The sequence below is a fragment of the Vibrio splendidus genome (assembly GCF_002873455.1).
GTDB lineage: Bacteria > Pseudomonadota > Gammaproteobacteria > Enterobacterales > Vibrionaceae > Vibrio > Vibrio splendidus_J.
This window is the reverse complement of the sequence record NZ_MCUN01000013.1, coordinates 85,282-109,015: the sequence shown is the minus strand read 5'-3', so window position 1 is coordinate 109,015 and position 23,734 is coordinate 85,282. Positions and strand designations below refer to the sequence as shown.

At 44.1% G+C, this 23,734-nt stretch carries 18 protein-coding genes; 11 read left to right on the top strand and 7 right to left on the bottom strand.

Going from position 1 to position 23,734, the window contains the following annotated elements; all coding sequences use genetic code 11:
• Positions 1-162: 162 nt before the first annotated feature.
• From BCU75_RS13220 to BCU75_RS13210, 3 genes are all read right to left on the bottom strand, one after another.
• Positions 163-1,524: an L-serine ammonia-lyase gene (locus tag BCU75_RS13220; RefSeq protein WP_017109686.1), complete on the bottom strand. Its 1,362-nt coding sequence runs from the start codon at positions 1,522-1,524 to the stop codon at positions 163-165.
• 120 nt (positions 1,525-1,644) lie between these two features.
• Positions 1,645-2,898 carry an aromatic amino acid transport family protein gene (locus tag BCU75_RS13215; protein WP_076677637.1) on the bottom strand — a complete coding sequence of 418 codons (1,254 nt, stop codon included), beginning with the start codon at positions 2,896-2,898 and terminating at the stop codon, positions 1,645-1,647.
• A 309-nt stretch (positions 2,899-3,207) separates the two neighbouring features.
• Positions 3,208-3,807 carry a CoA pyrophosphatase gene (locus tag BCU75_RS13210; RefSeq protein ID WP_102474135.1) on the bottom strand — a complete coding sequence of 200 codons (600 nt, stop codon included), beginning with the start codon at positions 3,805-3,807 and terminating at the stop codon, positions 3,208-3,210.
• A 272-nt stretch (positions 3,808-4,079) separates the two neighbouring features.
• Here BCU75_RS13210 and BCU75_RS13205 point away from each other — a divergent pair, with 272 nt between their 5' ends.
• Both BCU75_RS13205 and BCU75_RS13200 read left to right on the top strand, forming a co-directional pair.
• Positions 4,080-4,619, top strand: a complete 540-nt coding sequence (locus BCU75_RS13205; protein WP_102474134.1) for a heme NO-binding domain-containing protein — start codon at positions 4,080-4,082, stop codon at positions 4,617-4,619.
• 4 nt (positions 4,620-4,623) lie between these two features.
• Positions 4,624-6,342: an ATP-binding protein gene (locus BCU75_RS13200; RefSeq protein ID WP_102474133.1), complete on the top strand. Its 1,719-nt coding sequence runs from the start codon at positions 4,624-4,626 to the stop codon at positions 6,340-6,342.
• 139 nt (positions 6,343-6,481) lie between these two features.
• Here BCU75_RS13200 and pabB read toward each other — a convergent pair whose 3' ends face one another.
• Entirely contained in the window at positions 6,482-7,876 is a 1,395-nt protein-coding gene (gene pabB, locus BCU75_RS13195; protein WP_102474132.1) for an aminodeoxychorismate synthase component I, read from the bottom strand.
• Positions 7,877-8,130: 254 nt separating this feature from the next.
• Here pabB and BCU75_RS13190 point away from each other — a divergent pair, with 254 nt between their 5' ends.
• The 8 genes from BCU75_RS13190 to BCU75_RS13155 all read left to right on the top strand — a co-directional run bounded on the left by BCU75_RS13190 (position 8,131) and on the right by BCU75_RS13155 (position 16,075).
• Positions 8,131-9,648, top strand: coding sequence for a fumarate hydratase (locus tag BCU75_RS13190; protein ID WP_010441395.1), 1,518 nt, complete (start codon positions 8,131-8,133; stop codon positions 9,646-9,648).
• 163 nt (positions 9,649-9,811) lie between these two features.
• On the top strand, positions 9,812-9,997 hold the full coding sequence (locus BCU75_RS13185; protein WP_004734731.1) for a hypothetical protein: 186 nt from the start codon (positions 9,812-9,814) through the stop codon (positions 9,995-9,997).
• 206 nt (positions 9,998-10,203) lie between these two features.
• A complete protein-coding gene (locus BCU75_RS13180; protein ID WP_102474131.1) occupies positions 10,204-11,577 on the top strand; it encodes a YcjX family protein in 1,374 nt (457 codons plus the stop codon).
• Positions 11,578-11,591: 14 nt separating this feature from the next.
• Entirely contained in the window at positions 11,592-12,644 is a 1,053-nt protein-coding gene (locus tag BCU75_RS13175; protein ID WP_102474130.1) for a YcjF family protein, read from the top strand.
• Between the two features lie 185 nt (positions 12,645-12,829).
• The gene (gene tyrR, locus BCU75_RS13170) at positions 12,830-14,374 is read left to right on the top strand and encodes a transcriptional regulator TyrR (protein WP_102465329.1); all 1,545 of its coding nucleotides are present in this window, start codon (positions 12,830-12,832) and stop codon (positions 14,372-14,374) included.
• Between the two features lie 17 nt (positions 14,375-14,391).
• Positions 14,392-14,979 (top strand): ribosomal protein S5-alanine N-acetyltransferase, encoded by a 588-nt coding sequence (rimJ, locus tag BCU75_RS13165; RefSeq protein ID WP_102465331.1) that lies wholly within the window; start codon positions 14,392-14,394, stop codon positions 14,977-14,979.
• 139 nt (positions 14,980-15,118) lie between these two features.
• On the top strand, positions 15,119-15,592 hold the full coding sequence (locus tag BCU75_RS13160) for a DUF2947 domain-containing protein (protein ID WP_004734736.1): 474 nt from the start codon (positions 15,119-15,121) through the stop codon (positions 15,590-15,592).
• A 267-nt stretch (positions 15,593-15,859) separates the two neighbouring features.
• Positions 15,860-16,075, top strand: a complete 216-nt coding sequence (locus BCU75_RS13155; protein WP_102474129.1) for a hypothetical protein — start codon at positions 15,860-15,862, stop codon at positions 16,073-16,075.
• 156 nt (positions 16,076-16,231) lie between these two features.
• Here BCU75_RS13155 and BCU75_RS13150 read toward each other — a convergent pair whose 3' ends face one another.
• The 3 genes from BCU75_RS13150 to BCU75_RS13140 all read right to left on the bottom strand — a co-directional run bounded on the left by BCU75_RS13150 (position 16,232) and on the right by BCU75_RS13140 (position 21,837).
• Complete coding sequence (locus BCU75_RS13150; protein WP_102474128.1) at positions 16,232-19,072, bottom strand: Hsp70 family protein; 2,841 nt, start codon at positions 19,070-19,072, stop codon at positions 16,232-16,234.
• A gap of 138 nt (positions 19,073-19,210) precedes the next feature.
• On the bottom strand, positions 19,211-21,205 hold the full coding sequence (locus BCU75_RS13145; protein WP_102474127.1) for an Hsp70 family protein: 1,995 nt from the start codon (positions 21,203-21,205) through the stop codon (positions 19,211-19,213).
• The gene (locus tag BCU75_RS13140; RefSeq protein ID WP_102474126.1) at positions 21,205-21,837 is read right to left on the bottom strand and encodes a DUF2760 domain-containing protein; all 633 of its coding nucleotides are present in this window, start codon (positions 21,835-21,837) and stop codon (positions 21,205-21,207) included. The genes BCU75_RS13145 and BCU75_RS13140 overlap by 1 nt, the downstream gene beginning before the upstream one ends.
• Before the next feature lie 350 nt (positions 21,838-22,187).
• Between BCU75_RS13140 and BCU75_RS13135 the strand changes: the two genes are divergently transcribed.
• The gene (locus BCU75_RS13135; RefSeq protein WP_102474125.1) at positions 22,188-23,726 is read left to right on the top strand and encodes a sensor domain-containing diguanylate cyclase; all 1,539 of its coding nucleotides are present in this window, start codon (positions 22,188-22,190) and stop codon (positions 23,724-23,726) included.
• Positions 23,727-23,734: the final 8 nt, after the last annotated feature.

Here is a 23,734-nt window from a genome sequence, read left to right as displayed (position 1 = left end):
GCAACTCGCTGCAAAAATCAGCTCGAAAGATCAACACGCCCTAGTCACCAAGTTTCAGCTACAAAAGCTTTAGATACAAAAAAGGAACGCATCGGCGTTCCTTTTTATTATCTGCTCATTAAAAGCAGATTGATTCGAAAGCTATTAACAAACTAATGCTAATTAACAAACCACCTTAACTGCCAAACCACCTTGAGATGTCTCACGGTATTTAGCGTTCATGTCTTTACCGGTTTCTAGCATTGTTTCGATAACTTTATCTAGAGAAACAGTAGGAGCAGAAGAGCGACGAAGTGCCATACGAGTTGAGTTGATTGCTTTAACTGCAGCAATACCGTTACGCTCGATACATGGTACTTGTACTTGGCCAGCAACTGGGTCACACGTTAGACCTAGGTTGTGCTCCATGCCGATTTCTGCAGCCATACATACTTGCTCAGGGCTACCACCCATAAGCTCAGCAAGACCTGCAGCAGCCATAGAACATGCCACACCAACTTCACCCTGACAGCCAACTTCAGCGCCAGAGATAGAAGCGTTACGCTTGTAAAGACCACCGATCGCGCCAGAAGCTGCGAAGTAACGGATGTAGTCTTTCTCTGTCACTGTTTGGATGAACTTATCGTAGTAAGCCAATACAGCTGGGATGATGCCACACGCGCCGTTTGTTGGTGCTGTTACTACACGACCGCCAGCGGCGTTTTCTTCGTTTACTGCGAAAGCAAACATGTTCACCCAGTCAACAACCGTCATTGGATCGTTGGTTGTTTTTTCTGAAGTGATCAGTTGTTGGCGAAGTGCTGCTGCACGACGAGGTACACGCAGTGGACCAGGCAGGATACCTTCAGTATTCATACCGCGATCCATACACTCACGCATCGTTCTCCAGATGTTAGCGAAGTAGGTACGAGACTCTTCGTCTGAGTGGAAAGCCGCTTGGTTTTTCATAACCAGTGTACTGATAGAAAGACCGCTTTCCTTACACTGATTAACCAGCTCTTCAGCTGTTGTGAATTCGTAAGGTGCTTTAATTGGGTTTTCTTCTTCTTTGCCGAAGTTCTCTTCGTCAACGATGAAACCGCCACCAATTGAGTAGTATGTTTTTGAGTATGCTACTTCGTCATCAACCCAAGCATGAATGCTCATGCCATTTTCATGCAATGAAAGGTTCGAAGTATGGAAGTTCATTCCGCCATCTTTAGGGAACGAAACAGTATGACAGTGCATACCAACAGGTAGACGTTCAGTTTCTTCTACTCGAGCAATAAAGCCTGCGATAGAGTCGATATCTACTTTCTCAGGAGTATTGCCAGCAAGACCCATGATGATAGCGATATCTGTGTGGTGACCTTTCCCTGTCAGTGATAGTGATCCATATACGTCCACGGTGATTTTAGTGATGTCGCGCAATTTTCCCATTGAACGTAGGTCATCAATAAACTCTTTACCCGCTTTCATTGGTCCAACTGTGTGTGAGCTCGATGGACCAACACCGATTTTATAGATATCAAATACACTAATCATAGCGATTACCTCAAAAAGAGAGCCTCCCAAGGGGAGTAGGGAGGCTCATTTATTATCATTATATTTTTTGTCTAATCTCGCGATATAAGATGGATGTAATCTTATAAAAAGGACTTGAGATTAAAGAGCGCCGTAGATTACAGAACTAATAGCCGCTAGACCACATAAAGCTGTAAAGATTTGCACAGGTGCTGATGTTTTGTACTTAGCCATTGCTGGTACTTTCTGCATCGCGAATACAGGCATTAGGAACAGGATAGCTGCAATCATTGGAGCACCCATTGTTTCAATCATACCTAGGATGCTTGGGTTAACTACCGCAACAATCCAAGTTGTAACAACGATGAACGCTAGAGATGCTTTCTCGATCGTGCTGATTGAAGAACCAGAGCGAGACTTGATTAGACCAACAAGACCTTCATGAGCACCTAGGAAGTGACCGAAGTAGCTAGAAGTGATTGCTGCGAACGCCACTAGAGGACCCATGTAAGAGATAAGTGGAGACTCATGAACGTTAGCTAGGTAAGAAAGAACCGAGATGTTTTGAGATTGTGCTGTTGCTAGTTGCTCTGGAGATAGAGAAAGTACTACAGAGAAAACGAAGAACATTACAAAACCCATCAGCATCATAGCTGCGCCACCAGTGATCGCGTCAGTTTTCTTAACTGCGTCTTCACCGTATACACGACGTTGCTCTTTAGAGAACTGTGAAATGATTGGGCTGTGGTTGAAAGAGAACACGATGATTGGAATCGCAAGCCAGATAATAGAAGGCATTGCTGACCATTCAGGGCTTGTTTCCATCATTGAAGTGTTCCAATCAGGAACTAAGTAGAAAGATAACGCTAGTAATACGAATACTAGTGGGTAAACCATTGCTGAAGTTGCTTTAAGCATCAGCTCTTTACCGAATACAACGCCTGCTGTCATAGCAAGGATAAGTGCACCAGAAAGAAGAGGACGTGGAATAGATTCCATACCCATTTGGTTTACTAGGAAAGAATCTACCGTGTTGGTGATACCAACGCCGTAGATAAGAACGATTGGGTAGATAGCGAAAAAGTATGCAAAAGTAATAAGGTTTGCGCCAGTCTTACCGAAGTGTTCTTCAACTGTATCCGTAATATCTGCTTCTGGGTTCTTAGAAGATAAAACGAAACGAGCTAGAGATTTATGTGCGAACCAAGTCATTGGTGCCGCGATTAGAGCAAGGATAACTAATGGCCAGAAACCACCCGCACCTGCTTTGATTGGAAGGAATAGTACGCCAGCACCAACTGCTGTACCAAATAGTGATAAACACCAGGTAAAATCTTTATAGTTAAACTTGCTTGAATCTTTAACGGCATTTGCCGAAGAAGTTGTTGTGTTCATGTTAAATTACTCATTTTTTGGGAACAGGAAATAAGTCGGGGCTAATTCTGCAGAATTTTCGTCTGCAAAAAATAGATCTAAATCATGTAATGAAACGGCGTGTCACATGATATGCGAAAAACGGATTTTTGATCACGAAAATAGCGTGCCACAGGTGATTTATGCTCATGCTTGGCATTAGTTTTATTTATGTGAAAGGCAGGGTTGCGTAGATTTATACCAGGGAATCGTTTGCGTAAAATTGCATTAATAAATCTGTTCCATGGAAAGACTGAATTTTGTTAACAGAGATTAAACAAAACGTAGTTTCTATGTAATTTGTTGCACTACGTGTTGCTGCAGTGATTGGATGATTTGAGCCGTAACGCCCCAAATTAGGTGCTCTTCGAAGGGCATCGCAAAAACACGATGCTTAATTTTTTTAAAGTTAACGGTGTGGCTATGTAACTTGGCTTGGTCTAAAACATAAGTGGCAGGTACCTCAAAAATCGAGGCAACTTCGTTCTCATCGATGATGGCTTTATAGTCAGGATCGACCATTGCAACAATCGGTGTTACAGAAAATTTACTAATAGTACTCAATGCAGGTAATTGGCCAACAATTTTAACTTGATCCGATCGAATTCCCACCTCTTCGTGGAGCTCTCTAAGTGCAGTAAATTGCATAGAAGGGTCAGAGAGTTCGTGTTTACCTCCAGGAAAGCTGACTTGGCCGGGATGATGCTTTAAATGAGCGGCTCTTTTAGTAAAAATGACATGTAAACCATCTTCTCGTTCAACTAAACCGACCACAACCGCCGCTTTACGTAGTTGCTCCCCGCTTATATGAGAAACGCGCTCCACTGACTCTGGGTGGTAGCCTACGGTTGGGTTAAGTTGGAACTGTTGAAGGAAGTTATCTCGATTCATATCATGCCAATATATTGATAATTATACTTTTAAGTATAGACGCAACACTGAGTTGAATGCCAATTTGGCATTTCTTGTTGTCTGTGAGCCATCAATATCGCCATGTATTCCCTTAAATCGATGGTTTTTGCTATATTCAATATGTGCATATATACGAGTAAGCGTTACCCATGTCATAAAATAGAGTGATAAAGCGTATATTTTATGGGTAAGAATTTGATAACAATAACTTAGTAGCTCATTCTAAAAAGAAATAGAATAAAAGGTATGAAATGAAAGGAATCATATTCACCGAATTTTTAGAACTTGTTGAAGACAAGTTTGGCCTAGAACTCTTGGAAGAAGTTTTAGAAATGTCAGAAGATGAAGGGATCTATACATCGGTCGGAAGTTACGACCATAAAGACCTGGTAAAACTCATCATCAACTTAAGCAAAAAGACCGATATAGATGCTGCGAGTCTACAGCGTGTGTTTGGACAATCTGTGTTTAAGAACCTACTCGCCTCATTACCAAATAAAGCCAGCCTTGCACACAGCAACACGACATTCCAATTTATTCAGCACGTAGAGCGCTATATTCACGTTGAAGTGAAAAAGCTTTACCCAGACGCTGAGCCGCCAGAATTCAGTTTTATCACCACTACCGAAGCTGAGCTTGTATTCGACTACAAGAGCGCAAGGTGTATGTCGCATGTTTGTCTTGGATTGATTGAGGGGTGTGCAACTTATCACGGTGAATCGATACATGCCGAGATGACGCCGCAGAATGAAGATCAAAGTGTCGTACGTTTCAACTTAAAAGTAGAATAGCCTTATGAGTTCAGAGTCGGCAATTGAGCGTAAGCTCAAGCGTCAAATCGCGGCAAGAAAAGAAGCGGAAAGATTACTGGAACAAAAAAGCTTGGAGTTGTTTGAGTCGAATCAGCAACTCGAGTTGGCTCTGCGACAATTAGAGAAACGCTCAAATGCGAATCTTCGAAGAATCGAGTTTCAGGAACAGATCGACAATTTGTTGATTGATTTTGGACGGGCTTTTCTCCGCAGTGATTTAGATGATGTGATGTTGTCTCAGTTGACGAGCAATGTAACCAACAGCTATCTGATTAATTCCAGCCGCTTGATTCTGCCACCCAAGCTCATTCCTCAGCTCAAAACACACGATTACGGTGACGACTCGCTCGAAGAGCCGACTCAGCAAATTCAACATCCTGTTTGGTACGGTGACCTATTGAATGTGCCATTAGAGGTCGAAAGCGTCATCGTGGGTACATTGATTGTCGATGTAAATCTCTCTGAGCAGGATTACGAATTCATACAAAGCCAATTGTTGCTGGTCACAGACCTTATTTGTAGTGCGCTAACTCACCAACTTGCAATCAATCGTAACATTGAGTCACGTAAACGAGCAGAAGAGTCTGAAAGGGCAACGCGTGACTTTGTAGCCATGATCAACCATGAATTAAGAACACCGCTAAATGGCTTACTCGGTAGTGCAGAATTGATCAGCGATACCGAGCTGAACAGTTCGCAACGTGAAATAGTGAACAACTTAAGTCAATCTGGAGAGTTTCTCAGAACCATCATCAATGACCTACTGGATTACAGTAAAATTAATGCGGGAATGTTGGAGTTAATACCGAAGAAGTTCGCGCTTCATGATTTGAGAAATACGATTAATAGTATCTTTACCAATCGAGCACTTGAAAAGCAGCTTAAATTTGATGTTGATGTAGGCCAAAGTGTACCGAGCCACTTCTATGGTGACTTAGAACGTATTACTCAATTGTTCGTAAACTTGATTGGAAACGCTATAAAGTTTACGGATCAAGGACATGTGAGCGTTGAGATTAAATGGCTGAGAGACCAATTTATTTTTTCGGTCGAGGACACTGGAGTTGGGATCGCTCAATCCGCTCATAAGACACTGTTTGAACCTTTTACTCAGGCGGATAACTCAAGTAGCCGAAACTACGAAGGGACAGGGCTTGGTCTCGCCATCTGTCGTAAGCTAGTAGGATTGATGCATGGTGATATCAGCGTGACCAGTATTGTGGGAAGCGGGACGACCTTTACCATTGCGATCCCTTTACAGGTAATCGATGTTTCTGATCAAAGCAGTCGAGTATCCCAAGAGACTGAATCTGATGTTGGCTTGTCTCTGTTAAAAGTGTTGGTCGTTGATGATATTAAGATGAACCAGATCATCATCCAACAAATGCTACGTAAACACGAGATTGAACCCGCTATAGCAAGTAATGGTGCTGAAGGGTTTGAGCTCGCGTCAGACAATGAGTACGACATTGTATTCATGGATTGTAGAATGCCAATTATGGATGGATTTGAAGCGACAGAGAAGCTAAGAAAGAAAGGGTATTCCAGGTCTATAGTTGCTCTCACTGCCGGAACGACACTTGAAGAACGCGAGCGTTGTATTCAGTGTGGAATGGATGACATTTTGAGTAAACCTTACACAGCTAGTGATCTTAAAGAGATGCTTAAGAAGTGGGGTGTTTCTACTGTGAAGGTCGCTTAAACAGCGCTAATAAGGAGTGACTAATAATAGTTCACTGCTTGATTTAGAAACTAAAAAACCGAAGTGATCTTGTGATTCTTCGGTTTTTTATGTCTAGCTTTCGTTGGTCGTTAAGCGGCGGTACTGCCGATTAATGATGCTATGCTTTGCAATCTTCAAGTATCGGTAGAATTCTACTCAGCTTATCCAGTGTTTCTTGGTATTCAGAAGCACAATCACTATCGAATACAACACCACCACCAGCCCAAGCATAAAGCGTGTTGTTCTCGGCAACTAACGTACGAATGGTAATGCTGGTGTCCATTCTGCCATTTCGACTGATGTAGCCGATACTGCCGCAATACGCTGAGCGTCGATGGGGTTCCAACTCTTCAATGATCTGCATAGCACGCACTTTTGGAGCGCCAGTAATTGAACCTCCAGGGAAGCAAGCTCTCAGAAGGTCAGTTGCAGAATATTGTTCATCAAGGTCCGCTCGTATCGTGCTTACTAAGTGGTGCACGGCAGGGAAGCTCTCAATATCGAACAGCTTTGGTACATGAACCGTTCCCGGCTTCGCGACTCGACCAATGTCATTGCGAAGTAAGTCGACGATCATCAGGTTTTCTGCTTGATCTTTATCGGCGGTTACTAGGTCTTGTGCGTTAGTATCATCAATCACAGGGTCGTTAGAGCGAGGGCGCGTACCCTTGATAGGCTTGGTCTCAATGACATTGTCTTTAAGCTCTAAGAAACGTTCAGGTGACACACTGATAATTGCGCAGTCAGCCAAACGGATGAAACCAGAGAATGGAGCCGAGTTATACTGTTCTAACTTGTCATAGGCCAACCATTCATTGCCTTGGTATTGGGCATTGAAGCGCTGCGCTAAGTTTATCTGATAGCAGTCACCCGACAACAAGTACTCTTGAACGCTATCGAACTTATTGGCATAACTCTGTTCAGTCATATTGGATTGCCATGGGGTGGTTAATCCAAACCTCTGATGAGCTCTTTCTGCTTGTTGGCTTGGCGATTGTTGTTGCGTTAACCAATCCCAATGGGTATCAATGTTTTGCCCAACAAGGAACGCAGCTTTAAGCTTATGATCAACAATCACAGCCCATTCATACAATCCAACCGCCATGTCTGGAGCAGAAATATCGCGCTTAGCAAGAGAGGGCAGAGCTTCTACTCGTCGCCCTAAATCGTAACTAAAATACCCTAAAGCGCCACCTATGAAAGGCAGTTCAGGATGCTCACTGGTTGCGGGTAGCAATTGCTGCTGATATTGGTCGAGTAGTTCGAAAGGGTCTGACTCTGAAACCTCGCACGTATCATTAACATTAACGGTCGTTTTTGCTCCGATTGTCTCGAAGGTGGCGATGGGTTGAGCAACTAAAATATCGTATCGACTATCAACGTGGTTTTCTGAAGCGGAGCGTAATAGCATTGCCCACGGCAGGTTTTCAATATGGGAAAACAGCTGTTTAGCTAAAGTTGATTGATATTCAAGCGGCTTGATTTGGATAGAGCGAAATTCGTTGTTATTCATTTGTTTAATTTGTGACAAAGAGTTCGATCACTGCATAGCGTGTGAGAGGAAGCAAGAGTATCATAAATTGAAAATAAAATGGGTTCTTGATTAGAACGGTGCAAACCAAATGGTTTAGTTTAAAGCTATGCAAGAGATTGCTAAAGCAACTAAATACAGCTCAACATAATAAAAAGCTAAGCCAACTAGTCCGGTTAGACAAAAACAGTTACACCAAGAACCTACATGGAACCAGAACAATAAAGAGGCATGCAATGACGGTTATTCGTAAGCAAGATGTGATCAGCAGTGTCGCTGACGCACTTCAGTACATTTCTTATTATCACCCTTTAGACTTTGTCCAAGCCCTAGAAAAAGCGTACGAGAAAGAAGAGAGCCAAGCTGCGAAAGATGCGATCGCTCAGATTCTTATCAACTCGCGTATGTCTGCGGAAGGCCATCGTCCAATTTGTCAAGATACAGGTATTGTTACTTGTTTCGTGAACATCGGTATGGATGTTAGGTGGGAAACGGATCAGACAGTACAACAAATGGTTGATGAAGGCGTTCGTCAAGCTTACAACAATCCAGATAACCCATTGCGTGCATCTGTCCTAATGGACCCTGCAGGTAAGCGTATTAATACCAAAGACAACACACCAGCGGTTGTTCACATTAATATGGTTCCAGGTAATAAAGTTGAAATTCAAATCGCGGCTAAAGGCGGCGGTTCTGAGAACAAAACCAAGATGGTCATGCTCAACCCTTCTGATGACATTGCAGAGTGGGTAGAGAAAACGCTGCCTACGATGGGTGCTGGTTGGTGTCCACCTGGCATGCTTGGTATAGGTATTGGCGGTACGGCTGAAAAAGCAGCGGTACTAGCGAAAGAATCTCTGATGGAACACATCGATATCCAAGACCTTATCGACAAAGGCCCAGAGAACGCAGAAGAAGAGCTTCGTTTAGATATCTTCAACCGTGTAAACAAGCTTGGTATTGGCGCACAAGGTCTTGGCGGTTTAACCACTGTGGTTGACGTTAAAATCAAAACAGCGCCAACGCATGCAGCGTCTAAGCCTGTTTGCTTGATCCCGAACTGTGCGGCAACACGCCACGTACACTTCACATTAGACGGCAGCGGCCCTGCAGAGCTAACACCACCTAAGTTAGAAGAATGGCCAGACATCACTTGGGAAGCAGGCGCAAATACACGCCGTGTTAACCTAGATGAAATTACTAAAGAAGACGTTCAAGAGTGGAAGACTGGCGAAACGGTTCTTCTATCAGGCAAGATCTTAACCGGTCGTGATGCAGCGCATAAGCGTATTCAAGGCATGCTTGAAAGCGGTGAAGGTTTACCTGAAGGCGTCGACCTGAAAGGTAAGTTCATTTACTACGTTGGCCCTGTGGATGCTGTGGGTGATGAAGCGGTAGGTCCTGCTGGCCCAACAACCTCTACTCGTATGGATAAGTTCACCGACATGATGCTAGAAGAAACCGGCATTATGGGCATGATTGGTAAAGCAGAACGTGGCCCTGCAACGGTAGAGTCAATCAAACAACATAAATCGGTTTACCTGATGGCGGTTGGCGGTGCAGCTTATTTAGTGGCGAAAGCAATTAAAAAAGCACGCGTGGTTGCGTTTGAAGATCTCGGTATGGAAGCGATTTACGAATTTGAAGTTGAAGACATGCCGGTAACGGTCGCGGTTGACTCTAACGGCGTGAACGCACACCAGATCGGCCCTGACACGTGGAAAGTGAAAATTGCTGAAGCTGAAAAAGCATAATTTACCGAAGTCAAAAGTCGTAACAGGCGCTAGCTTCAGCGTTTGAATTGCAATTCTTGACAGAAAGTTGAAGACAAAAGTGCAGCATTATTTGCACTTTTGTCTTATTATCAATGATATAGTGATAAAAACATAGTTTGATATAAGAACATAGGAGAGAGGAATGCCTCGTTTTATTCAGATCCTACAGATTATCTTGGCAGTGGTGATTGGTGCTTTTGTTGGCTACGATCTGATCTTGAAAGGGATTAGTATCTTTGATAATAAATACGTGACAATTACTTGTGCGCTTTGGCTAATCGCAGAGATCGCACTATTTGTTATCTACAAGTTGATTGAAGACGATTAAGAGTCGGATATCGCAGATAAATTCTAAAGCCCCTGATTATGAATGTAGTCAGGGGCTTTTATTCATCTAGCATTAAGAATGTGTATTGCATACTCACTACTAGTTAGCAAAAGCAAAAGTACACATACTATCCCAACAGGGAAAGAACATAGGCTTGCCTCTTTATTATCATAACCGGTTAGCCTAATTATCACGGAGTCGTTCAAATGAAACACCTAACTCAAGAAATGAGTGACTTTATAAGCAGAGGAACGGATTCTCACATTCGAGTAGCGGTCACGGGGCTTTCTCGTGCGGGTAAGACAGCATTCATTACTTCGCTGGTTAATCAGCTTCTTCATACGTCTACCCATAAAAACCTGCCTCTACTTGCATCGGCAAGAGACGGAAGAATTATTGGCGCTAAGCGCATCCCTCAACACAACATGATGATTCCACGCTTCTCTTATGATGAAGCGATGGAATCTTTGAATGCGCAGCCACCAGAATGGCCAGTGCCGACGTGCGATGTCAGTGAGATTCGTCTAGCAATCAAATATAAGCCAGCCAAAGGTGCTAAGAAGCTACTGAGTAAAAACAGCACCCTTTATCTCGATATTGTTGATTATCCGGGAGAGTGGTTACTTGATTTACCCTTGTTGGATATGGATTTCGATACGTGGAGTCAGTCTCAATTCGCAGCGTTAAAAGGCGATAGAAAAACCTACTCGCAACAGTGGAACGCAGTGCGTGATGACATTGATTTGCTAGCGGAAGCTGATGAAAAGAAACTGGTCGCTATTGCCGATAGTTACACTCAGTACCTTCACACTTGTAAGGATAACGGGTTGCACTGGGTACAGCCGGGTCGATTTGTATTGCCGGGTGAGTTGGAAGGTGCGCCTGTGTTGCAATTTTTCCCGTGTATTGCACCTGAGGGCAAGTTCTCAAAAACAAGCAACTATGCGGTGTTGAAGATGCGCTATGAAGAATATCAACAAAAGGTCGTAAAGGCGTTCTACAAGAATCACTTTGCGACGTTCGATAGACAAATCGTGCTGGTGGATTGCCTACAACCACTGAATGCGGGTTATGACTCTTTCATGGATATGCGTGGCGCTTTAGAACAGTTATTGAAAAGCTTTAAGTACGGTAGAAGCAATATCTTAAGACGCTTGTTTGCGCCGAAGATCGACAAGATCCTGTTTGCTGCCACCAAAGCTGATCACGTAACACCGGAACAACATCCGAACTTGGTATCGCTGTTACAACAGATGGTGCATCCGGCTTGGCAACAGGCGGCGTTTGAACACATCGACATGAGTTGTATGAGCATCGCGTCGATTCAAGCGACAAGTGCGGGTTATATCTCGTCAGGTTCATCGAATGTTCCTGCATTACAAGGCGTGACTCTAGATAACGTACCTCAAACTATGTATCCGGGGGAGGTGCCGCGCAAACTGCCGAACAAACAGTACTGGGAAACTAACCAGTTCGATTTCACAAGCTTTAGGCCTATGGAGCAACACTCCGATGAGCCTTGTCAGCATCTAAGAGTCGACAAGGTTTTAGAGTATCTCATTGGCGACAAGTTGAAGTAATTGAGGCAATCAAAATGAGTGAATTAAAAACGAAACAGGTCTTTGATGAACCGTTGAAGACCTCGTTCGATGAGCCGGATAAGAATGAAGTTAACTCAGATCTTGGTGCTCAGCAGTTGTTTACTGAACAAGAGAAGTTTGTACCTGTAGCACCACAAGTGGAAACCGACCTTGATGGTGACGCTGAGCAACAACTGGAACAAGTGATTCGACCGAGCAAAAAGAAGAAGTGGTTTGGAACTGGCTTGTTAGTCGCTTTCTCTGGTCTGGTGGGCTGGCAGGCGATTGACTCTGTCATCACTGCAGTTCAAACAGCAGACTGGCTCGCGTTAGGTTGGGCAGGCTTTATTGTTGCCATTGCTTCATTAGGTTTAGGTGCAATAGGCAAAGAGTTGTGGAAGCTGCGTTCGCTGAAGGACCATTTTAGTGTGCAAGAGCAGAGTGAAGAACTGTTACAAAGCCAGAGTGTGGGTAAAGGCAAAGCGTTCTGTGAAAACATTGCCAAGCAGGGCGGTATAGTTGCTGAATCACCTTCGTTCGATAAGTGGCGAAACAGCATTAACCCTGCGCACAGCGATGCTGAAGTATTAGATATGTACGATGCACTCGTTGTTGCCCAACAAGACAAAGTGGCGACTCAAATTGTCACTAAGTTCTCGACCGAATCGGCAGCTTTGGTGGCTGTGAGCCCATTGGCGGCTGCCGATATGTTGTTGGTAGCATGGCGCAATTTCACCATGATAGATAAGCTTGCTGACGTGTATGGCATTGAGCTTGGTTACTGGTCTCGAATTAAATTGTTCAAGTTGGTGTTGATCAACATGGCAGCGGCTGGGGCGAGTGAGTTGGCCATTGATGCGAGCATGGACTTAGTCTCGATGGATCTTGCAGGTAAAGTCTCAGCTCGAGCAGGGCAGGGCTTAGGTGTCGGTATTCTTACTGCGAGACTGGGGCTAAAAGCCATGACATTATTGCGTCCAATACCGTGGAACAATGACCGAAAAGTAAAACTCTCAGATCTTCGCAAAGCCGTCCTTTCTGAAATAAAGCGCATTACGCTCAAATAAAGTGAGTTGCTTATCAATTAAAGCGTATTACGCTTAGATAAAGCGAATCACTTGTCAATAAAGTATATGACATTGAGTCGTTTGCAAGTGAAGAGTAAACATATGTTTACTCTTCTTCTTGACTGAACTCAGAGCTTAATCCACACTACTGTCAACTTATCCTGACACCTATAATAGGACTATTTGTGCGTCTTGAAGTATTGTGTGAAGACAGACTCGGCTTAACGCGTGAGTTGCTCGATATCTTGGCCTCAAAAAGCATTGATTTAAGAGGAATCGAAATTGATGTTAAAGGCATTATTTACCTAAACTGTCCTGATATCAATTTTGATGCTTTTAGTGAACTTATGGCTGAAATTCGCCGAATTTCAGGTGTAAAGGATGTACGTAAAATCCAATTTATGCCGAGCGAAAGGCATAATACAGAGCTGATTGCTCTGCTTGCCAACTTACCTGACCCAGTGATCGCGATTGACCTTAAAGGCTCAGTCGATATGGCGAACCACGCTGCATTGAATCTTTTTGGTAAACAAGAAGAGGAAGTGATCGGTGAGCCGTTAGCGACGTTTGTCCCTAGCTTTAACTTTGCTCGCTGGATTGAAGGCGATGTAACTCGCCATCGTGAAGTTGTGGTGTTAGACGGTTTAGATTTCTCTATTGAGATCCTGCCGATTTATCTTGGTGGTGATGTGAACGAAGCAGTACTGGCTAGCGCGGTAATGACAATTCGTTCTTGTAACCAAGAGATGAACACGCCAGATTCAATCCCTGAACAGAATAACCTAGGTTTTGAACACTTTGTTGGAGTCTCTAATCGCCATAAGGCCTTGATCAGCCAAGCTAAGAAACTGGCTATGCTGGATCAACCTTTGCTTATTGAAGGTGACACAGGTACGGGCAAAGAGATGTTGGCTAAAGCGTGTCATAACCGTTCGAACCGAGCGTCTTTCCCATTCTTGATTCTAAGCTGTGCATCAATGCCTGATGACGTGGCTGAAACTGAGCTGTTTGGTCATGCACCGGGTTCATTCAATCATGAACAAGGTCATAAAGGCATTTTCGAACAAGCGAATGGCGGCACAGTATTTTTAGATGAGATCGGCGAGATGAGCCCACATCTACAAATCAAACTGTTGCGCTTCCTTCAAGATGGTTCATTCCGACGTGTAGGCGAAGAAGAAGAGATGCACGCCGATGTACGCATTATCGCGTCAACACGTCATCGTCTTTCCGAATTAGCTGACTCAGGTTCATTCCGTGAAGATTTGTTCTACCGTTTGAATGTTTTGACTCTGTCGATTCCAGCCCTACGTGAGCGCTCTAATGACGTTGCTCCGTTACTGGAATTGTTTGTCGCGAAATACGCACAGCAATTAGGCATGTTGAAACCGAAACTGACTCAAGAACTAATCGACCAACTAGGTAACTACCAATGGCCGGGCAACATTCGTCAGTTAGACAACATGGTGCTACGTGCACTAACAGAGTTGGATTCAGATACGCTAACGGTTGAACAATTTCACTTGCCACAGCTTGAAACCATGACTGCTGGAATGGCTAACTTGAGCTTAGACGGCTCGCTTGACGAGATCATGAAAGACTATGAATCTCAGATCCTTGAAAAGCTCTACCAGTCTTTCCCATCAAGCCGTAAGTTAGCGAAACGTTTGAATGTATCTCACACCTCAATTGCGAATAAGCTTCGTGATTACGGTATCAGAAAGAACTGATCGAATAAGAACAAGATATGGAAGATTTGAGCACACCAGAACGCATTTATAAGCGCGATGGCAACCTGATTCTACGCACCGCTGAAATAGACGATGCGAACATGATCAGCGAGTACTTTCAAACTAACCGAGAGTACCTTAAGCCTTGGGAACCGATTCGCGAAGATGCGTTTTTTGATAAAACGGGTTGGGCGCAGCGCCTAATTAAGTTAAACGAGCTTCATAAAATGGGGCTAGGTTATTACTGTTTGCTTGTTAATGATGACACCAACGAAATGTTGGGCACCATTTCATTCAGTAATCTGTCTCGATTTCCTTTCTATGCATGTAATGTCGGCTATTCGCTTGCTGAAAGTGCACAGGGTCATGGTTATATGCGCAGAGGTTTGAGCATGGCCAAAGACTACATGTTTGATGTGCAGAACATGCACCGCTTAATGGCGGGCTACATGCCTCACAATGAACGCAGTGCGAGTGTATTGGAACATCTTGGCTTTGCTCGAGAAGGTTTTGCTAAAGATTACATACAGATTAACGGTAAATGGGAAGACCATGTACTGACCGCGTTAGTTAACCCAAACTGGGAAGACAGACGCGCTGTTTAAATAAATAGTATTTAAGCGCCCAAGTTAATAACGAATTTAAAGGCAGCGAATATCAAGCGATCTCTAATCGCCGCTGTATCAAAAAGAACATATAGGCATGGTAGATCCATCAGCCTGAGAAGATATTTGAGGAATTTTGATGTCATACACAACTTTGGACGAATACCAAAGAAAATGGATTTTCACTCACCAGTCAATGCCGCTGCCGGCAGAGGATTTGGAAAAGATTAAACCAATGACACAGGCGAGAGCATCTCAGTTTTGGAAAGAGAACGTGAGCCCTCAAAGTCCTGATGCGGAAAGACTAAGCTCGCAAGACTGGCCAAGCAAAGCATCGAACTGGAATGAAGAGATCAGCTGGATGGCAAATTGGGAAGCGGATGAGCCTGAAATGCCAGAAGAAATTCTAAACTTCATTGATTGGCAAGATGACGTAACTGTTTATTTTTGTTACGAAAAATACAATGTTTTAGAAACCAAATGGTCAGTTTTCAAGAAACACTGGAAGAACTTTTTGTTCTACGATGATGGCCCGATCCTACTAGGCCGCCGCCGTTCAGAAGCGCTTTGGTTTGCGACAAATGGCACAGTGAAAATTGGTAACCGTGCTTAAGTTCGGTGTGATTTAATCGAGTGAGTGTTGGCGATCCGAACAACCGATAAACAGACAAAAAGCGAGCATTGAGCTCGCTTTTTTATGCCTAATGATCTTCGAAGATCATCGGAAGAAAACGACTATTTTCCCTCAGTTGATGATGACTATTTTCACTGACATAGAGCAGGTAATTTGCGAAATTGAGATCGCTATCTCATTGGGCTAGTTGAAGTTTTATGGAGTTGAGCTATCTTTATATTACTGCCTTAGTGGAGGTGAAGTATTATGATTTGGGATACTCTCGAACGTGTAAATAAACTTCGCAAGGAAGCAATGGAAGATCCAGAGTTTTTGGATTCAGCAAAAATGCATGAGCAATGGCTTTTAAGCGAAACTCATAATCAATCGAACAAAGGAGCGAAAGAGAAGAAACCGAAAAAGTTATCTGATATTTATGAAAATACGGATTTTTCTATCAACCCAACAGGAACGAAACATTAACAATGATGAACTGCAATACGGCTAAGGCTCTTAACCAAGAAGCGATAAGTCGACTAAACATACCAGCCTTAAGCCACCAATAAAAAAGCCACTTTCAACGAATCGAAAGTGGCTTTTTCTTTTCTAGTTAGTGCTCCAATCTAATGAGCTCTAAAACTAGTTATTAATCAGGCTTAACCCGCTTGGCAATGCATCACCAAATACGCGCTTAGACTCGCTTTCAGAAAGTTCAGTGACTTCACTTACTAGCGTTAGCCATGAATCAGGTACCTTACTTTGCTTCAACTTATCAAGAACTTGAGCGCGGTAGTCATCAGAGATATCGAACTGTCGGTCACCCGTCTTACGACAAATCATCACTGCTGCAAAGGCAATCATTTGCTCTTTCTGCCAATTCTGCTCAAGCAGCTTCGGTAGCCACTGTTCCGCTTGTTCTCTAGGAATCACGTTGTGTTGACTGCCATACAAAGGCGTTCTTGATGCTAATCGACCTAGCGCCCACCAGTGAGCTTGTTCAAATTGGTTATGGTTAATCGCTTTGCTTAAGAACCAGCTTGCCAACAGCACTTTATCTTCTACTTCAAGTTGCTCAAGTGATGCGGCTAAACGAACCATGGCTTCATAGCCGTTGTCTTGCGCATCTTTGGCTGTCTTAGGGTTCTTCATTGCGCCGGGGTGGAGGTATTTAGCGATGTCAGCCAAGATAGTCTCTTGCTGTTCTTGGTTCAAACCGCCCGCTACACGACGCCAGAATACCCACCAATCTGTCCAACCTTGATGGTTCTGAAATTGGATGTTTTGCTGGTAGAGTCCCCAAATTTGCTCAATACGCCATGAATCGGTTGGATCACCAAAGCCTGGGCGCAGTGAGTAACCCGCCAAACGCAGCCAGTTCTTCTCGTGTGCTTCTGAACGACGACGGCGTTTACGACCTAAAGAGAACGAATCAAACAGGTGGCGAAGGGTAGTAAAGTCCCATTCTTCACGCTTACCAAGTCGTTTCTCAAGATCTTTGGCCAGTGTTTTGATCTCTTTAGATTCAGCACTTTTCTTGTTGCCGCTGTATAGGCGAGAAATAAGCTCCTTACATTCGTCCAATCTTGGGTGAAGTTTAGTGGTATCAGACTCATCGCCTTGCTTGTTTCTAACTTCGAATTCAAGCAACCAACGTTTAGTGTCATCCTCCGTACTTACACATTCCATTTTCAATGTGCCGACTTCAGTTAACTGACAAGCGAGCAATACTTCGACGCGTTCTTTTTGGTTGACTTGAAGCTCGGCAGTGCCTGATCCTTCTAACGTAGAAATATACGGTGGAAGAGGGGAGAACAAGTCAGCGTCGACATTGACCATCACACCGTTTTGAATGGCAGTGTCATGAGCAATTTGATCGTGTGTTGAAGTCAGTAAGTTAAAACGTACCGGCTCACCCAAAGTCAGTGAGAAACGACGGCTGTTCAAGCGTATCTCTTGGCCTTCTTCTGTCCCTTTTGCAAGCAGACAAAGTGCTTTACCCATCTTGTTTTTTTCTTGTAGGTGTAAGAAGTAAGAACGGGCAGCACCACCACCGATTTTCAATTGTGCACCACGACGAGCTTTACCAAAAGCAACCGCGCCAAGGGCTACAGACCAATCGGGGTGAGGGTTGTCTAACACAGTGATTGGAGAACCATTCCAATTGCCAAGTAACTTAGTAATACGTTCAGTAACAAGCTCACTGTTGAACACACCACCGTTGAGTAGTACACCGACAGGAATAGCCGGTTTTGTCTCATCAAATTCGATTGCGCCAGATTTCTCTAGTGCTGCTTTTGATACTTGTTGATGTGTCGCTAGGAATTCGGCAACGTGCTTACTTACCGCAGGATCTGCAGCGTAGGGCAAGCCGAACTCAACTACTGCGCTACGGCGTTTGTCTGGTACTTCAGTGAACTCAGAAAGCGGGAAGAAACCTTCGAGTGCAATCTGATGAACTTCTTGTTTGGTTAAACCAATACTCTTGGTACCACCAAGCAGTTTTGAACCACTGCCTAGCATGGTTATTTTTACATCGTCTGGTGCGTTAGCTGAAAGTAGGCTCTCTTTTGCGGCACGCGTCTGTTGAATCAGTTTGGTTAGGCTAGATGCATTCAACTTTTTGTTTTGATTGAAGCGTTGCTCAGCAAGGTGAGCAAGCGCTAAATCGAGGTTATCCCCCCCTAGCATCAAGTGTTCACCAACGCCGATACGGTCGAGTGCGAGTTCTTGGTCATCGCCATTGCTTGAGTTGAAGCTCGCTTCGATCAAACTTAAATCGGTAGTACCGCCGCCAACATCACACACTAGAATCAGCGGAATCTGTTGAAGTTCGTCTGCAGCGGTTTGTTGGTGACGTGCATACCAGTCATAACAAACGGCTTGCGGCTCTTCGAGTAACAGAATCTTACCTAAGCCCGCCAGCTCTGCCGCTTCGAGTGTTAGCTTACGTGCTGTCTCATCGAATGAAGCGGGAACCGTTACTACAACGTCTTGGTCTTCAAGCTTGTTGCTTGGGTTACGGTAGTTCCATGCTTGACGGATGTGGTTCAGGTAGCTTGCGCTTGCAACAACAGGGGACACCTTATCGACGTCAGTTGCGCCTGCCCAAGGCAGAATATCGGAGTTACGATCAACCGCTTGGTGAGATAGCCAGCTTTTAGCACTGGATACTTGGCGGCCTTCAACTTTAGCGCCAAGTTCGCGAGCCCATTCACCTACGATGACGTTTTGAATATCACCTTCAACCAAGCTCGGTTCCCAAGGCATAGTGAGATCGGAAGGGGAGATCTGACCTTGTGCGGGATGATAACGAAAGGATGGAAGTAGCGGCTTGCGAACCACTTCACCGGGGCCGATGAGTTGGTCAATATCGAAAAGAGAAACGGGAGCATGTTGTAGGTCGTCGTTGATTTCACAGTAGGCAACCACAGTGTTGGTTGTGCCTAAGTCAATGCCGACTAAAAAACGAGGAGATGCCATACAAAACCTTATTCTGCCAAAGTGATGACCAGTTAATGGATAGTCTTGGTCTTATTATTGTCTTTGGAATGCTTTTAATACAGGGCTAGGGAATCGCATTGATAAAGTAACGGCACCCGTTAAGGTGCCGTTGATTCATTATGCTTGTTCGTTTGAGTCGCTATTCGTATCTTCACGAACGTCGAACTCAACGTGCCATTTCTGACCATTGTCAGTGGCAATCGCTTCTAGGTATAACGTGCCTAATTCAGTAACACGAGACGCTAAAGTCACCGGAACCACTTCACCTTCGCGACGACCTTCAGATACAGGCAGTGTCACTTGGATCTCAGGAAGCTCATCAAGATCTTCTGGAGCCCAGTGATCAAGGTGCGTACCGGCCTCGTCTTCACGACGTGTTGTTGAACCGAAGAACTGGAAGTGTACGGGCTGACCAATCACCAGACCAAATTCTTGGCTAGGAACTTGAACGCTTGAACCTTCTTCCATACCAAATGGTGCAACACACAGAGCTTCCATTGGAGGAGCCATTCCTGGGATTGCAGGCATCGCACTTTCAATACCAACGTAGTAAGAAGAGGCGATACCACCACGGATACGAACGCCTTGGCCACGACGAACTGCGCCGTAGTAAGAAGCGCCACTTGCAACCGCTAGGTCTAAGTCTAAACCTGAAAGTTGTTTAGCAAACTCAACGTCAGCATTGATCAGCCATTCGTTGATCGTATCTGAAAGGCGTTCTGACAGTAGGTTCGATTTTAGAACACCACCATTGAACAGTACCGCTGTTGGTTTGATGAAGTCTGCCGCTGGCGCTTCTGACCCTTGCGCTTCTGTACCGGGCATGCCGGGCATGTTTGCAAACGGGTTGAAATCTTGCTGAGCAGCTTCGCTGTTTCCAGAAAGCGCGTTCGCTTGCTTAGAAAGGAATGCGGCAATGTGACGAGTAATACCTGCGTCTTGAGCGTAAGGCAGACCCATTTGAGTCAGTGCACCACGAGTTTTCTGTACCGGGTGATCCGTTACAGCGACTTGTGGGAAGAAGCCATCAACCAATGTTTGTTGTACTTCTTGCTGAGTCAGTTCTGTTTTCAGTGTTGCGCCGAGTAGCTTAGAGCCACGGCTAGGAACAACGATCGGCACAGATTGAAGCTCAGCATCATTAAGCAATGCTTCTTTTGCATCACGACACGCGTGAGTCATCGCTTGAACCTGCCAAGGAGCCAGTTCTTTGCCTTCTTGAGCCAGTTTCATTTTCAGACGGTAAGCAAGAGCTAAGTCCATGTTGTCGCCGCCAAGTAGAATATGTTCACCTACTGCGATACGGTTCAGACTTAGATTGCCATCGTCTTGTGTTACTTCAACTAAAGAAAGGTCAGTTGTACCACCACCGATATCGACTACAAGCACGATGTCACCCACGTCTACTTCATCACGCCATGTGTCGTTGCTGTTATCAATCCAGCTATATAGTGCGGCTTGTGGTTCTTCTAGAAGCGTCAGGTGAGTGAAGCCCACATTACGTGCGGCTTCTGCCGTTAGGTCACGAGCGGCAGGATCGAACGAAGCAGGGACGGTGATCGTTACATCTTGGTCTGCCAGTTTGTGCTCTGGATTCGCGTGATTCCAAGCATCTTTAAGGTGCTCAAGGTACAACTCAGTTGTCTTAAGCGGAGATACTTTTTCAATTTCTTCAGGGCTGCCTGCTGGAAGGAATGCATCGCGACGGTTTACACCACTGTGGCATAACCAAGATTTTGCACTCGCGACCAAGCGAATAGGGGTTTTAGAACCAAGGTTACGAGCGATAGCACCAACTAGTGCTTTCGGCTCAGAAGACCAAGGCAGAACGCGAGAACCAGAGTTCATTTCATGTTCGTGCGGCTGGTATAGGAACGAGCCAAGTTGGCTGCGAGTTTCTACTGTACCAGGAGCCGTCAGTTGAGGGATTGGCATCACCTCTACACGAGCGTCTTCATTGGTTGTGTCGATGTAAGACAAAACGCAGTGTGTGGTACCTAAATCGATACCAACACTGAACTTAGGCGCCTGATGTTGCTCTTGAGAAGATAGCTCTTGTGAATGTGTCTGTGCAGATGACTCGTGCGATGATGGCTGAGTTTGGTGTTCCATTATAGCTCCACCTCTGCCGGTGCAATTACAGATGCGTCGTAGTTTTGAGCTAGCTTAGGCAGGTTCATGTCAGTTGCTTTCCAGCCTTTATGAACCAGTGTGCCGTTGAATGGAGCATTGCCTGTTACGTTGCCTGTTAGACGGATTTCTTGAGGGTTAAAGCCTTCAACTACAGTAATACGAGTCTCTTCATCTTCATTACGGATGTGTGCAAGTGTTACGTAGTCTGCTAATACTTTTTGGCCGCCAGTGTGAATAACACGTGCTGCCGCGCCAACTTCTTCATCAGAGAATGAAGTTAGGTCTTCTTTTAGGAAGTCGATTAAACGTGCTTCTTGCTGCATGATTGACAATAGTTGCATTGCAGAATCTGTTGGTGCTGTTGCAAGCTTAGATTCAACTTCTACTACTTTTTCGATCACACGTTCAACTTCAACAACTTTCTCTACTTCGACAATTTTCTCAATTGGCTTTTCAACTTCAACGATCTTTTCTACTGGTTTTTCTACGACTTTCTCAACCACTTTGGTTTTACGAGAAACGGCAATTAGCAGTAGTAAAACGCTTGATGCAGTTAGGCCTGCGTGAAGCATATCAAACGTTTGTGGGATTAGGTTCAAATCAACGATCATAGTGATTTCTCTTTAAAATTGATTTAACGGCATATTCGTCGGTTTAAAGGAATATACAGGTTGGAAAGAAACTTAGTGGCATAAGGCCGAATTGGTCACTTTCAAGCTATAAATATGGGTGGATACTAGCATATTCAAGGCTTAAGGGCTTTATTTAATGTTTTCAATAAACTGGCTTTTTGGTGAGTTAGCTTGAAAATTAATCGAGATTTGTTGGTTTGTTAGCCGCAAATGTCCATGGGTTGTAAATAGTGTTAGTTTTATCCCATTGTCAGAGCCAAAGATAAATAGAGCCTAGCATTCCGGCAGTGTATACTTTCGACTCGAAATAACATCACATGGGAAGCTGTATGCCCCACACTACCGACCCTATAACAGGGTTGAAGAAACGAACGTTGCCGTTAGTTGTCTTTTTTGCCACATTTTTGATGACGGTGTTGTGTTTTGTTTTGGTTGCATTGAATCAAAATCGGTCTTTGAATGAGAATCTGGACAGCTTTGCTCAGCATCAAACGCTCAGTTTAAAAGCGTTTATTGATAACGATGTCGCTTATATCGGTTCCGGTGCGAACTTTTTCTATTCTAATGATGTAGATAGTCGTGTTCGATTTGATCGTTTTGCTGAGCAAACGATTAATGGTTCGAAAAGCCTGATCGGATTGCAATGGATGCAAAAAGTCGCGGCAGAAGATATTGCCGAACACACCATCAAAATGAAAGCTCAATACCCATCCTATAGAGTGTTTACGGTCCCTAAACATGGGCCAAAAACTTATGGTTACATCTTGGGTGGCGAGCCTGTATTTATCGCGACAGATATTTATCCGAATGATCCAGTGAACAACGGTGTTTTGGGTTTTTACTCTTCTCGTGAGCGGTTTAATCTGATCATTGAGAATATTAAAAAAACACGTGAAGCGAATATTTCAGACAAAGTTCGTCTATTGCAAGATGGTTTAGATAGCGACACACCCAAGAGCGGAATGTTGGTCTACCACCCTGTGTTTGATGGTCAAACCGACAATTTGTTAGGGGTTGTGATTGGTGTTGTTCGTACTACATACTATTTTGAGAAACTTCTGGCATCTACTGTCGGTGATATGGACGTTTATGTACGTGTTACCGATAACGGTTTTGAAGCTGAAGATGCCCCGATAATGTTCGAAACAAATGGTTATGAAGAGGTCACTGGACAACACATTACCAAGAGAATCACGCTGACTAACCGTGAGTGGATTATTGACTTCAAGATAGATGCCTGTATTTCATTTAATGGCTACTTAGTGTTGGCGGGAATCGGCATCGTTGGTACCACTATTTCATTATTGCTTGCTTATATTGTGAACCTGCAAATTCGAGAGAAAGAGCGTTTGTATCGAATGATTGATGAAAGAACAGAAGAACTTCGTTTTCTTGCCGATCATGACAGTTTAACGGAAATTTATAATCGCCGAGCTTTTAATAAGATGCTCGGTCAATCGGTACAAAGCGACAAACCGTTTAGCTTAATCGTGTTTGATGTTGATAAGTTTAAAGAGATCAATGATAAATTCGGGCACCCAGCCGGTGATGCGTTACTTATCCATGTGATTAAGGTTATCTCAGTGAGCTTGAAGTCTGGAGATAATCTATTTCGTATGGGAGGGGACGAGTTCGGTATCATTTCGAGTATCACTGAACATGACGCATTGAGTCGCTATTTAGAATGTATTTTAGATACGGTGAGTGAGTCTTATTGCGAGCATTATGGTCAGCTATTGAGTTGCACTCTAAGCATCGGGGCTACCATCCGTACAAATGAAGATATTGAAGAGCTTCTTCAAAAAACCGACAGCATGTTGTATCTAAGTAAGTCAAATGGCCGAAATCGAGTCACAATTGCAGGCTAAATGAGCAC

Coding starts and splice junctions, on each gene's coding strand:
- BCU75_RS13220 (WP_017109686.1), bottom strand. CDS start 1,524: ATGATTAGTGTATTTGATATCTATAAAATCGGTGTTGGTCCATCGAGC.
- BCU75_RS13215 (WP_076677637.1), bottom strand. CDS start 2,898: ATGAACACAACAACTTCTTCGGCAAATGCCGTTAAAGATTCAAGCAAG.
- BCU75_RS13210 (WP_102474135.1), bottom strand. CDS start 3,807: ATGAATCGAGATAACTTCCTTCAACAGTTCCAACTTAACCCAACCGTA.
- BCU75_RS13205 (WP_102474134.1), top strand. CDS start 4,080: ATGAAAGGAATCATATTCACCGAATTTTTAGAACTTGTTGAAGACAAG.
- BCU75_RS13200 (WP_102474133.1), top strand. CDS start 4,624: ATGAGTTCAGAGTCGGCAATTGAGCGTAAGCTCAAGCGTCAAATCGCG.
- pabB (WP_102474132.1), bottom strand. CDS start 7,876: ATGAATAACAACGAATTTCGCTCTATCCAAATCAAGCCGCTTGAATAT.
- BCU75_RS13190 (WP_010441395.1), top strand. CDS start 8,131: ATGACGGTTATTCGTAAGCAAGATGTGATCAGCAGTGTCGCTGACGCA.
- BCU75_RS13185 (WP_004734731.1), top strand. CDS start 9,812: ATGCCTCGTTTTATTCAGATCCTACAGATTATCTTGGCAGTGGTGATT.
- BCU75_RS13180 (WP_102474131.1), top strand. CDS start 10,204: ATGAAACACCTAACTCAAGAAATGAGTGACTTTATAAGCAGAGGAACG.
- BCU75_RS13175 (WP_102474130.1), top strand. CDS start 11,592: ATGAGTGAATTAAAAACGAAACAGGTCTTTGATGAACCGTTGAAGACC.
- rimJ (WP_102465331.1), top strand. CDS start 14,392: ATGGAAGATTTGAGCACACCAGAACGCATTTATAAGCGCGATGGCAAC.
- BCU75_RS13160 (WP_004734736.1), top strand. CDS start 15,119: ATGTCATACACAACTTTGGACGAATACCAAAGAAAATGGATTTTCACT.
- BCU75_RS13155 (WP_102474129.1), top strand. CDS start 15,860: ATGATTTGGGATACTCTCGAACGTGTAAATAAACTTCGCAAGGAAGCA.
- BCU75_RS13150 (WP_102474128.1), bottom strand. CDS start 19,072: ATGGCATCTCCTCGTTTTTTAGTCGGCATTGACTTAGGCACAACCAAC.
- BCU75_RS13145 (WP_102474127.1), bottom strand. CDS start 21,205: ATGGAACACCAAACTCAGCCATCATCGCACGAGTCATCTGCACAGACA.
- BCU75_RS13140 (WP_102474126.1), bottom strand. CDS start 21,837: ATGATCGTTGATTTGAACCTAATCCCACAAACGTTTGATATGCTTCAC.
- BCU75_RS13135 (WP_102474125.1), top strand. CDS start 22,188: ATGCCCCACACTACCGACCCTATAACAGGGTTGAAGAAACGAACGTTG.